Here is a 12,136-nt window from a genome sequence, read left to right on the forward strand (position 1 = left end):
ATGAAAGATATAGCAAATACTCCATTAGTAAGTATAATTTGTAGCACATATAATCATGGATTATATATATCCCAGTGTCTAGACGGTTTTCTAATGCAAAAGACAAATTTTCCATTTGAAATTCTAATCCATGATGATGCATCCACTGATAATACTCCTGATATCATTCGCGAGTACGAGCATAATCACCCTCAAGTCATAAGACCCATATATCAGAAAGAAAACAAATACTCAAAGAAAGAAGATATCTTTGCCAAATACCAATGCTCACGAGTCAGAGGAAAGTATATTGCAATATGCGAAGGAGACGATTATTGGATTGCCCCATTAAAACTTCAGAAACAAATCGATTTTCTAGAAAACAATCCTGATTACGGCATGATATATACTACCAGCAAGGTATATAACCAAAAGGAAGGCAAAATAGAAGAAGATATTATTGGACGGGAATTTAATGGTTATATAGAGTTATTATCCGGAAATTGTATTCCAACCCTTACATCTTGCATACGCAGTGCCTTAGTAATGGAGTACTTGAAAGAGGTGGAACCCAAGAGCAAAAACTGGCTAATGGGAGACTATCCTATGTGGCTATGGATATCATATTATCACAAAATAAAATTTCTTCCGGAAAGCACTACCGTATACCGTGTCTTAGAAGAGTCAGCAAGTCATTCTAATGATATACAAAAATATGAAAGATTCATATTATCGACCATTGATATAACTGCATTTTATATCCACAAATTTAATACTCCATTAACAGAGCCATACTTACGATCCCTAAGTTGCTTTTATTATGATTTATACGATAAGTATATGCATCTGGGCATGTATAAAAAGGCCAGACACTATTCAAAACTCATTAATCCTAGTTATGTCTCCGCACGTATGCGAAGAAGAGTCCGCCGATTCCATCTCAGATTCATGCAATTAAGATTAGAAAAATGGCTCAATATAAAAGGAAACAAAAGGAAGTAAAAAGGAGAAAAATATTTAGTGGGATATTAAGTAAGTATCCCTTTTTTCTATTCCATATTTCTATTTAGTTCCAAGTCTAATGTAATACTAGTATTGAAATATATGTTTTATATTCCATTGAACCATAATCTTCTCTCAAGGTAACTACATCAGAACTTCAATAATCTATTGAGATAGCTCATAGCTGACATACAGTTTCTTCTTGACACTCAACTTATCCTTCTACTCTGGGGCTATATTCAATACTATTTCTTTTTTTTAGAAAGTGAAACACACCTTATTCTAGCTCTACACAAATCCTCTCTGAATGTGACATCCAAATACCAATTTCACTGGGGTTTTAAGACTACACTGCCCCCTCATGCACTCTCTTCTTTCTCATCACTGATGTAATAACGTGTCTTTCCTTGCACCTCACCTCTTACTTCCAAACTAATAATAGTTCCTAGGTTTTTCTATGCCCAGATATTCTCTTCCATCAAATATTCTGTGACTCGAAATATATACTTGTGGATTTCTATATGTCCATAGCCTGCTTCTATGATTTCTCTACTATTCGTTTTGAAAACCCACTATACATCTTTTTTGATTGGCTTTTAGAGTTAATAAATAATGCCTCTCCTCTTCCACGATTTTTCACTAAACTCTCATGGAATCAATAGTAAGAACTCTATCTTTTACATTTATATCATTTAATATAAAAGGAATAGCTATAATCTCATTGGATATTCAACCTCCTATTAAGAAATACAGACTCGCTTACCCAAACCCCTAATACCTTCTGTGGTGGGAGAAACACCGCGCTGCTTTGTCTCATATTAGCTTATTTATCAGAAAAACAAGAATACAAAGAAATATTCATACGTCGGATGTAATGCTTTTAGAAAGTACAGTAAAATTTGGCACGATTACCCTGATTTCTTTCCTTTTTCTTGTATATTTAATATTATCTTTGTACATTGTCATCCAGAACTCTTTTAAACAAATTATTATTTAAGATTAGAGATGTAAATTAATTATTGGGGAGATAAAAAGAATGTTATTTATTGGGCAAAATATAAATTAAATACTTTTATTATGAAAAACAAATTATGCGCTCTTTCCCTTATCTTGTTACTAATTTCTTGTTCAGACGAGATTCAACAATTTGATGATTCTACAAAGCAAACACAAAATGAGAATAAGGAATTAACAACTAGATCACTTGATACAGACGATCATGCTTTGGGTTTTGGATATGATGTTACAGGTGATTATTTAGACAAATATTCAATTAGAAACTCTGTAATTGATATTGTAAAATTGCGTGAGTTTGATAAGAACAGCATCATCACCAGCAATGAAGTTAGCGGAAAGAACCAATATTACTATGGTTACACTTCGTATGACTATATAAAAGAAATTACAAAAAAAACAGGTGTTAATACCTCTGTTAGCTGTGATAGTATACCAATAGTCAAAGGAAATTTAAGTTTTACAGGTTCTTTCTCTAAAGAAAATTTCACAAGGCATGAATTATCTACCAAATATTCTTATGCAAGTGCGGATATCTGCAAAGACGTGAGATGGCTCCGATTGGCTGAGAGTGTCGATGTGTTATCAAATTTCTTGACTGACAAATTCAAGAGGGATATTTCTAACATGACATCCCCTGAACAGTTCGTAAAAGATTATGGAACACATGTATTAGCAGATATAACAATTGGGGGTGTCCTCCGAGTCATGTATAGTTCCAGCATAATAAAGGAAGATGATCAAGAGAAAAAAACGAAAGTTATAAAAGCTGGATTGAAAGGAGTATTAGCAAAAATCGGATTGAGTGCTGACGTGGATAAAACAGTAATAGAGAATGTATCGACTAGTGCGGAGAACATAAACCGAACTTTACATTTGGAGTACAAAGGCGGTGACGGAGTTGGTGGAACATATAATTTAGAAACAGGTTATCCTACTATTGATAAATACTCATGGGAAAAATCAGTAACTGCTGCTAATGCTGGTTTAACAAAAATAAACTGGGATAAAGCATACCCTATTTATGAATTTATTTCTGATCCAGTAAAGAGAGAACAGGTAAAAAAAGCAGTGATAAAATATATAAATGACAGTCAGTTGTCAGTTTTACAATTAAATCCTATTTATGAAATGTTCGCACCGACGATGGACGATCGATTTTATGCCTTTTCTTGGGATGAAGTTCAAATGCAAATAAATAAATGGAATAATGAATTTTGGGGATTTAAGGGATATATATTAGCAAAACCTGGAGTAAATACAATACCTATCTATGAGATGTTCGCACCGACGATGAACGATCGGTTTTATGCCTTTTCTTGGAATGAAGTTCAATGGCAAATAAATGATTGGAAAAATGAGAATTGGGGGCTTAGAGGTTACATATTATCAGAACCAGAAGCTAATACACAACCTATTTATGAAATGTATTCGCCTCTTTTAAATGATCGTTTTTATGTTTGGTCATGGGAAGAAGTTCAAATGCAAATAAGTAAGTGGGAGAATGAGTATTGGGGACATAGAGGTTATGTATTTAGTAAGTAGAAATAGGTACTGTCCCATTTTATGCAAATAGAAAACTTCTGAATTTAAATTGGAAATTAGTAAAGGCACTATAAAATATTTTGTGTAAATGGAAATACGGGATTCCAGTTTGAGTCTCGTATTTTTTATTTTATACATTTGCAAAATGAAGAAGATTATGAAAGAAAAGAATCAAGTAGTGCCTGATGAGGTATTAAGCAAGGAGTTCCTTAGCCAGTTCAAGACAGAAGCTGATGTGAGCAAGTTTCTTAAACAGTTACATGCCCAAGTACTGGAGAAAATGCTTGAGGGTGAAATGGATGCCCATTTGGGTTATGAGAAGAATTCTGTGGCAGGAAATAACACCGGCAATTCCCGAAACGGCAGTTATCCGAAGAAAATCCAAACTGAACATGGAGAGTCTGTCATCTCCATTCCGCGTGACCGTAACAGTCAGTTTGAACCGATAGCAGTTCCAAAACATGAAAGCCGTGGACTTTCCATAGAAAAGCTTGTTATCTCCCTATATGCCAAAGAAATGAGCGTTTCTGACATAGAGGAAGAGATGCGTGAGATCTATGAAATAGAGCTCTCAACATCAGCCATTTCCATCATTACAAATAAGGTACATCAGGCTGCTCAGGAATGGCAGAACCGTCCTTTGGATCCGGTTTATCTGATAACCTGGATGGACGGTATTGTCTTCAAAGTACGTGATAACGGCAAGATCATAAACAAGACCGTTTATCTTTGTGTCGGGCTGAAACAGAACGGTCTGAAAGAAGTCCTCGGCATGTGGGTCGGCAAATCGGAAAGTTCTTCTTTCTGGATGGGCGTCCTGACTGATTTAAAAGCACGTGGAGTGCAGGATATACTGATTACCTGTACCGACAATTTGAATGGATTTACGGACACCATTCGAACCGTATTCCCTCAATCATCCACTCAAATCTGTGTAGTACATCAGATCAGAAACTCTTGTAAATATGTCGTTTACAAGGACAAGAAAGAGTTTACGGCAGATATGAAGAATATCTATAATGCACCCAACAAGGAGGTGGCTGCAGCAGAGCTTGACAATCTGGAAAAGAAGTGGGGAGGAAAGTATCCTTATGCCATACTTTCATGGAGAAACAACTGGGATGAACTAACTGTTTTCTTCCAGTTCCCATTGGAAATCAGAAAAATAATCTATACCACAAATCTTATTGAAAATCTCAACGGAAAAATCAGAAAGTACACGAAATCAAAACTTTCATTCCCTTCGGATGATGCCGTGAAGAAAACGGTATATCTGTCACTGATGGAGATTGAGAAGAAATGGACACAGCCAATTCATAACTGGGGATTGATTATGAACCAATTTATGCTTATTTTTGAAAACAGAATACAGATATAAGAAGAAATTACAACTGAATCCTGTTTTCATTTACACAAAATTGTGGACAGTGTCTTAGTAAAAAATTATAAGGTTGTGCCAACGTTTTGACACAACCCTCCTTACTCTCTTTTTTTACGAGCATAATGTTTCCAATAATAAATTGGCCAGAAATAAGTAATCTTTCTTATCCTCTTATACAACTTTTTGTCTATTTCATCTGAAGGTAAAGAGAGCCATTTACGCATCCGAACTCTCATATCTTTAATCTGCTTTCTATCCCTTAGAAATTTAGCTTCTTGCATAAAATCTGAAAAGTGATAAAAACAAGTTTGAGCAATCATTTTAATAATCGCTCCGCGCTCTTTCTCTGAAAACAGCCTCTTCTCTTTCACAAAATCTAATCTCGGATATTCGGCCATAAAAAAGTGATAATGCTTATTCATATCGAGAGTATGACAGATGCTTCCATCCCTCTGATAATAATAATAATAGACTTTATCAACCCATACAACTTTCGTACACATAGCTACCCATTTATAAAGTACTGCGTGATCCTCAAAAAAAACTCCTTCGGGAAATAAAAGAGAAGCAAACAGTTCTTTCTTAAATAACTTTGTGCATGAAGAACTACTCACTTTTTCACATATGATATCCTCAATAACCTCTTTAGGCTGTCGTATGCATGTATGCCCAGAGTCAGTATAAACAGTTTCTATTTTCCCATCCTCATATTCATAACAGAAGTTGCAATAAGCCATTTCCGCTTGACTACTACTAATGGCATCCAATAAGTCCTGAAACATTGTTTCACTTATGTAATCATCACTATCAATAAAACCAACATAAGGAGCAGAGGCTATTTTAAGCCCGGCATTTCTAGCTATAGATAACCCAGCTATCGAAAGATGCAGCACCTTTATTCTTGGATCTCTTCTTGCATATTCATCACATAGCACCGGAGAATTATCTTGAGATTTATTCTCAACCAAGATAATCTCAATATTTTTTAAGGTCTGATTTCTCACAGATTCTACACATCGTTCCAAATATGGAGCTGTATTATGAACCGGAATAATAACGCTTACACTATATAGAGAATTCATATCATTCATATTACGTACCATTGACTCACATTTATCTCAAACTATATTGGCTTACAAAAGTAATGTAAAAAACAAATAAGATACAACGTTTAATCAACTAAATGATATTCCATCCAAACAAGCATAATCCTACTCAAGCCCTTTTTGGCTTTCAAAGACCTTTTATAGCCAATTATTTGTATCTTTGCAGCAATAAATTATATTTTAATATAAATGGATCAGAACTTAGCTATTATCATTCCAGCATATAAAGGAGCTTACCTCAAAAGAACCTTAGACTCACTAGTGCAACAGACAAATAAAAATTTCTCTGTATATATAGGTGATGATTGCAGCCCGGAAAATCTACCTGACATCATCAACCAATATATCAGTCTACTAAATATTACATATAAGAAATTTTCCGACAATCGAGGAAAAAGTGATCTTATTTCACAATGGGAAAGGTGCCTAGACATGATACAGAATGAAGAGTACTTCATTCTCTTTTCAGATGACGATATAATGGAGGCAAATTGTGTAGAAATGTTTTATCAAGCGCTCGCATGTAATCATATATATGATGTCTACCACTACAATATAGATATTATTGATCAACATGAAAATATCACAAAACATTGTAATGAATATCCTCAGATTTTATCTGCATCCGAATTTATCCGTCTCATATACACTTATCAAATAGACGCTAGAATGCCCGAATTTATTTTTAGGACATCTCATTTTAACGAAACTGGGAGATTTATAAAGTTTGATCTTGCATACAGATCAGACAATGCAACAGTATTGGTATGCGCCGAAGAAAAAGGTATTTTCTCGATAGAAAAGGCTAAAGTTCTTTGGAGGGATAGTGGAGTAAATATATCTTCAACATATAACATCTCCACACAAAAAAGAAAAGCCATAGCCACAATTGATTTTTTTAATTGGTTAGAGGCATATTATACCAGCAAAAACCAAACATCCCCATTAACTCTAAAAGAAAGGCTCCTACTAACTATTACGGAAATATCCTCTCTATCGCCCAATTACCCCCATAGTGAATTGTATAAACTGCTTCCTTTAATTAGACAAATCACCCATAGTAAAACAATATTATTTAAAAGTAAATGCTGTTTGTTCCTTTTAATACATCAAAAAAGAAAAACAAGAAAACTCATCAAAAAGCTAATTAATATATTTCTCAAATCCTATAAATAATTGCTTGAGAGAGAGTCTATATAATAACCTATTTCCTCTGTTTTGATTTTGCAACTAATTCTATAACCCGTTTTAGCCTAGATAAGATCAAATTCCAGTTATAATTATTATCCACATATTGTTTTCCACCTTTCGCCATCTGTTCTCTGAATACGGGAAAACTCTCTATCTTATTCAATTTACGAATAAATTGCTGTTCATTCATATAATAATCAACGGCACCATGGCTTAATTTACAATGCTCCTTTAGTACAGCACATCGCCCATTCACAAGCATCGGTATCTCCAGATTCAGCGTTTCCAGAAGTATTAGAGACAGACTCTCATATTGAGAAGGATTAACTACAAGAAAAGCATGTTGAATAATAGCAATCTTTTCTTCATCAGAGACAAATCCTGTATATATAACTTCAGCAGCATCAGGAACTTTTCCAAATATACCACCAACCATCACCAGCTTTAATGAAGACTCCTTATATTGCTGCTTATAGTTGGAAAAACAAGTTATAAGATCATTGACCTTGGCTTTCTCCACACGACCGACACAAAGCAGATATTTATCAGGAAGCCTATATTTCCTCTTTGTTTCTTCCCAATTTGCCGCTTTTATTGGTTCAATACCTACACTTATGATCCCATGAGCCCCGAGGGCTTTACCAAACACTCGTTCACCCAACTTTTGTTCTGCTTTCGTATTAAATCCAACATATGCAAACTTTGAAAAAGCCTCAGTCAACACTCCACGAAAAGATATCTTTGTATAGTGCATTGTAGGAATCGCAATACTTTTCTCTCCCGCTAAAATAGCTGTATAATAAAATGGAGTATAGTCTATTGTCAATGCAATAAATGCCTTATAAACATCCTTATTTTCCTTTATAAACTGATGTAACTGGGACGAATAAAAGACACATCTCCTCATAGATTCCAGTTCTTCTTGTCGATAATAAGTCCAAACTGGTATAAAATAGGAGAACAACCGCAACCCTCGAATTCGATAAAGAAACATTCTTAAACGCCGTACAGGTTTAGCTCTCTTCAAATACTCAGACTCTGACATATCCCGAATCGGATCAACCTTAAAACGGCGTACCATTACACGATTTATATATTCAGCCCCTTCTGCAATATCATTGCCCCCCTTCATATAGTCTTTCACACAAGTAGTAAGCACTTCTACATCATAATCATCTACCAATCTTTCTGCCAGCATACGACAATGATATTCTGCTCCACCATTAATATCTGCCCCATACCGGACAACTACGAAAGCTATCTTATCTTTTCCCATTTTCTTTTATAAAATTAATATCTGACTTCAATCTTCCCATTATAAGAGACCAATTATAATTACTCTCCACATAAGATGCACCTTTTTCTCCCATCTCCTCTCTCAAATCTTCCGATTGTTCAATCCGGCGAAGTGCTTGATTAAACCCACGATTATTCATATAATAAAAAGAAGCAAAATCACTTTTTAAACAATGTTCTTTCAAAACTTTACAATGTCCGTTTACAAGCATTGGCCTCTTTTGACTCATAGCCTCTAAAAGTATTAAAGAAAGGCTTTCATAACGAGAAGGATTCACTACAATTTCGGCATGCTGTAGAATTGACATTTTCTCTTCATCACTGACAAAGCCTGTGTATATAACATCGGGATGCTCAAATCGCTTCATAGCCAGCCCACCTACCAATACTAATCTTAATGTTGAATCTGAATATTTCTTCTTATAATTCACAAAATATGTAAGTAAACGATGAATCTTTTTAGGAGTAATACGGCCAATATATAACAAATATTTCTCTGGTAATTGAAACTTTTCTTTTGTCATCGCCCAATCTGCGGATAAAGACTCCTCTATTCCTACACTCAATATCCCATGAGCCCCCAAAGCCTTACCCAGAATATTTTCAGCAAGCCTCTGTTCCTCTCCGGTATTAAAACCAACATAAGCTATATTTGAAAAAGCAGATGTTAATACAGAACGGAAAGAAATACCCATATTATGCATTGTAGGAATAGCTATTGTTTTTCTTCCTGCATACAATGCAGTGTAATAAAAGGTGACATAATCAGAAGACATTGCTATAAATGCTTTATATTCATCTATATGATCACGAATATAATCATTCAATGCGGACGAATAGAATTTATCACTCTTCATCGCCTGTACCTCATCATCATGTTTGTAAGACCATACAGGAATCAAATAAGACAAGTATTTCAAGATTCCTAATTTAAAAAGGAACTGGCGTAGTTTTCTTGCTGGTTTAGCCTTCTTTGCGAAATAGCGTTCCTTTTCACGCTGAACAGGATTCGTCCTAAAACGACGAATCACCACTCCATTCCATTCTTCCTCACCTTCCGGATATATATTTTCACCTGTCGCAACATCTCTGACACAGGTAGTAAGTACTTCCACATCATAATCAGATACTAACCGTTCTGCTAACATCTGACAATGATATTCAGCCCCGCCATTTATATTTTTGCCATATCTGACAACAACAAAAGCAACTTTCTCTTTCTTCATAGCTTCCCTTAATACAACATTCTACTTATGAGAGCATCTGAATCACATTTTTCATCCGTCCTATAATCATCTCCCAATTATAATTCTCCTGAACATAGTGACGCCCTTTCTCTCCCATCTGTTGACGTAATGTTTCTGAGTTCTCAAGGTTATGTAATTTTCGCATAAAATCTCTACGACTCATATAATACAAAGCTGCATAATTGCTCTTTTCACAATGTTCTCTCAACACATTACACCTGCCATTGACCAACATCGCCTTACCTTCGCTCATCGTTTCAAGTAAAATAAGTGATAAACTTTCATATCTGGAAGGATTCACTATTACTTTAGCATTCAACTGAATCGCTACTTTCTCCGCATCATCAACAAAACCTGTGTAAATTATATCCGGATGTTCGACTGTCTTTCCAAAAATGCCTCCGACTAAAACTAGCTTTAATCGAGAACCTGTATATTTCTTTTTATAGCTTAAAAAGTAATCAACTATATTATTCAACTTTATAGCATCAATTCTCCCTACATACAATAGATAATCTTCCGGCAAATTATATTTTACCTTTGTTCGCTCCCAATCAGCAGCTTTTGTCTTCTCTATACCTACACTTATAATGCCGTGAGCAGCCAAAGGCTTTCCAACTATATTCTCTACCAATTTCTGTTCTGCTTCTATATTAAATCCAATATAGGCAACCTCAGAGAAAACAGAAGTAATAATAGAACGAAAGGATGAACCGTTATTATGCATAGTAGGAATCAGAATCGTCTTCTCCGGTGCATATAGTGCAGTATAATAAGTATGAGGGAAAAAGGAAAGTGGGATGAATGCTCTATAAGAAGCTTTATTCTCTCTTATAAAAGCATACATTGAAGATGAATAAAAAACCTGACTATTCAAGGCCTTTATTTCTTCTTGTTCTTTATAATGCCAAATCGGTTTCACATAAGACAAAGGCTTCAAAAGACGACATCTGTACAAGAAGTGCCTCCACTTCTTTGCCGGAGCCGCCTGCCTGACATAGCTCTTATGTAAGTCCGGTTCAACAGGATCTGAATAGAATCGACGTACCAAAACTCCATTCAGGATTTCTTCTCCTTCAGGATATTCATTATCACCGGTAACATAATTCTTGACACACGTAGTCAATACTTCAACATCATAATCGTTAACCAGCCTTTCGGCCAGCATACGACAATGATATTCAGCACCTCCGTTTATATCTTTTCCATAACGAACTACTATAAAAGCTATCTTTTCCTTAGTCATTCTAGTCAATCAACAATTTGTGCTTTCTCTTAAATATAGCACGATAACCACGATATAGCATCCTATAAAAACCGAAGTGTTTACACATAAAATATCGTTTGATTGACATACTCGGGCCTAGTTGCCAAGGAGTAATATGACGATATTCACGCATTTTCAACATCGTTTCATCTATGATATCCTCAAAAGCCGGTGACGGAGGGCACAATAAAGTATGGTTAATCAAATGAATCCCTCTCTTAAGTACGCCAACGGAAGATTCACCTCCAAGTTCCGCATTCTGAATAAACTTATCCTGTTCATAAAGACTCAGGAAGTAATGATATTCCTTTACCGGATCATAACCACCACGAGTAATGCTTTCATTCTTATGAATCATATAATGGTATTTAGAGACACAACTCAATACCACTTTCTGAGAGCTATAAAATACTTTATATAATACAGCTACGTCCTCATAAACCCGTCCGACAGGGAATGAAAGGCGGTCAAACAATTTACGTTTAAAGAGCTTCGCCCATAAATAGTTCTTTACCAAGTCATTCTTTACCAAAGCACGTATAATCTCCTTTCTGGAGAAAACATATAACTTACCCGTGTTGTTGATTATTTTAGAAGGTCTTCCCTCCTGCTCAAGAAGATAAGTACAAGCAGAAACATCTGCATCATGCTCTTGCATCAAAGCGTAAAGATACTGATACATATCATGATCAATCCAGTCATCACTGTCAACAAAGCCCAAGAGCTCTCCCGTAGCTGCAGCCAAACCAGCATTACGGGCAGCACTCACCCCACTATGAGGCAAATGAATAGTCTTAATGCGCTGATCCATACGCGCATACTCATCGCAGATACCGGAAGAGCCGTCGTCAGAACCATCATCAACTAAGATAATCTCAAGGTTCTTATAGGTCTGCTCCAGTATAGATTGCAGACAAGTCTTCAAATAGTCCTTTACATTATAAACAGGCACTATAAGACTAATCAATGGTCCAGAGATATTAGTATTCATATTATTCTACTTGTCAACTTTTTATTTTTACTGCAGCCCCTTCTATATAGAATGCTATATAACAAGGAATACTGCAAAACTACCCTCGATTTTAAATAAATTTCACACTTGTCTGTG

The 12,136-nt window shown here is 35.4% G+C and carries 9 protein-coding genes; 4 read left to right on the plus strand and 5 right to left on the minus strand.

The window, feature by feature from the left end:
* The 3 genes from DW640_RS04315 (at nucleotide 1) to DW640_RS04325 (ending at nucleotide 4,918) form a co-directional block, all read left to right on the plus strand.
* Nucleotides 1-981, plus strand: coding sequence for a glycosyltransferase (locus DW640_RS04315; protein WP_055229097.1), 981 nt, complete (start codon nucleotides 1-3; stop codon nucleotides 979-981).
* Between the two features lie 1,077 nt (nucleotides 982-2,058).
* Complete coding sequence (locus DW640_RS04320) at nucleotides 2,059-3,540, plus strand: MAC/perforin domain-containing protein (protein WP_008767576.1); 1,482 nt, start codon at nucleotides 2,059-2,061, stop codon at nucleotides 3,538-3,540.
* Nucleotides 3,541-3,685: 145 nt separating this feature from the next.
* Nucleotides 3,686-4,918, plus strand: a complete 1,233-nt coding sequence (locus DW640_RS04325) for an IS256 family transposase (RefSeq protein WP_055229098.1) — start codon at nucleotides 3,686-3,688, stop codon at nucleotides 4,916-4,918.
* Nucleotides 4,919-5,019: 101 nt separating this feature from the next.
* Here the strand turns inward: DW640_RS04325 and DW640_RS04330 are convergent, their stop codons facing one another.
* Nucleotides 5,020-6,024, minus strand: coding sequence for a glycosyltransferase family 2 protein (locus DW640_RS04330; protein ID WP_008767575.1), 1,005 nt, complete (start codon nucleotides 6,022-6,024; stop codon nucleotides 5,020-5,022).
* 192 nt (nucleotides 6,025-6,216) lie between these two features.
* Between DW640_RS04330 and DW640_RS04335 the strand changes: the two genes are divergently transcribed.
* Nucleotides 6,217-7,203, plus strand: coding sequence for a glycosyltransferase family 2 protein (locus tag DW640_RS04335; protein ID WP_008767574.1), 987 nt, complete (start codon nucleotides 6,217-6,219; stop codon nucleotides 7,201-7,203).
* A 28-nt stretch (nucleotides 7,204-7,231) separates the two neighbouring features.
* Here DW640_RS04335 and DW640_RS04340 read toward each other — a convergent pair whose 3' ends face one another.
* Genes DW640_RS04340 through DW640_RS04355 form a run of 4 tightly spaced genes read right to left on the minus strand, consistent with a single transcriptional unit; the run spans nucleotide 7,232 to nucleotide 12,019 of the window.
* Nucleotides 7,232-8,494 carry a glycosyltransferase gene (locus tag DW640_RS04340; RefSeq protein ID WP_008767573.1) on the minus strand — a complete coding sequence of 421 codons (1,263 nt, stop codon included), beginning with the start codon at nucleotides 8,492-8,494 and terminating at the stop codon, nucleotides 7,232-7,234.
* Nucleotides 8,481-9,740 carry a glycosyltransferase family 4 protein gene (locus DW640_RS04345; RefSeq protein WP_055229099.1) on the minus strand — a complete coding sequence of 420 codons (1,260 nt, stop codon included), beginning with the start codon at nucleotides 9,738-9,740 and terminating at the stop codon, nucleotides 8,481-8,483. The genes DW640_RS04340 and DW640_RS04345 overlap by 14 nt, the downstream gene beginning before the upstream one ends.
* 25 nt (nucleotides 9,741-9,765) lie before the next feature.
* The gene (locus tag DW640_RS04350; RefSeq protein ID WP_048695965.1) at nucleotides 9,766-11,007 is read right to left on the minus strand and encodes a glycosyltransferase family 4 protein; all 1,242 of its coding nucleotides are present in this window, start codon (nucleotides 11,005-11,007) and stop codon (nucleotides 9,766-9,768) included.
* Between the two features lies 1 nt (nucleotide 11,008).
* Nucleotides 11,009-12,019 carry a glycosyltransferase gene (locus DW640_RS04355; RefSeq protein ID WP_008762970.1) on the minus strand — a complete coding sequence of 337 codons (1,011 nt, stop codon included), beginning with the start codon at nucleotides 12,017-12,019 and terminating at the stop codon, nucleotides 11,009-11,011.
* Nucleotides 12,020-12,136: the final 117 nt, after the last annotated feature.

Source organism: Bacteroides sp. AM23-12, assembly GCF_003434395.1.
Taxonomy (GTDB): Bacteria; Bacteroidota; Bacteroidia; order Bacteroidales; family Bacteroidaceae; genus Bacteroides; species Bacteroides thetaiotaomicron.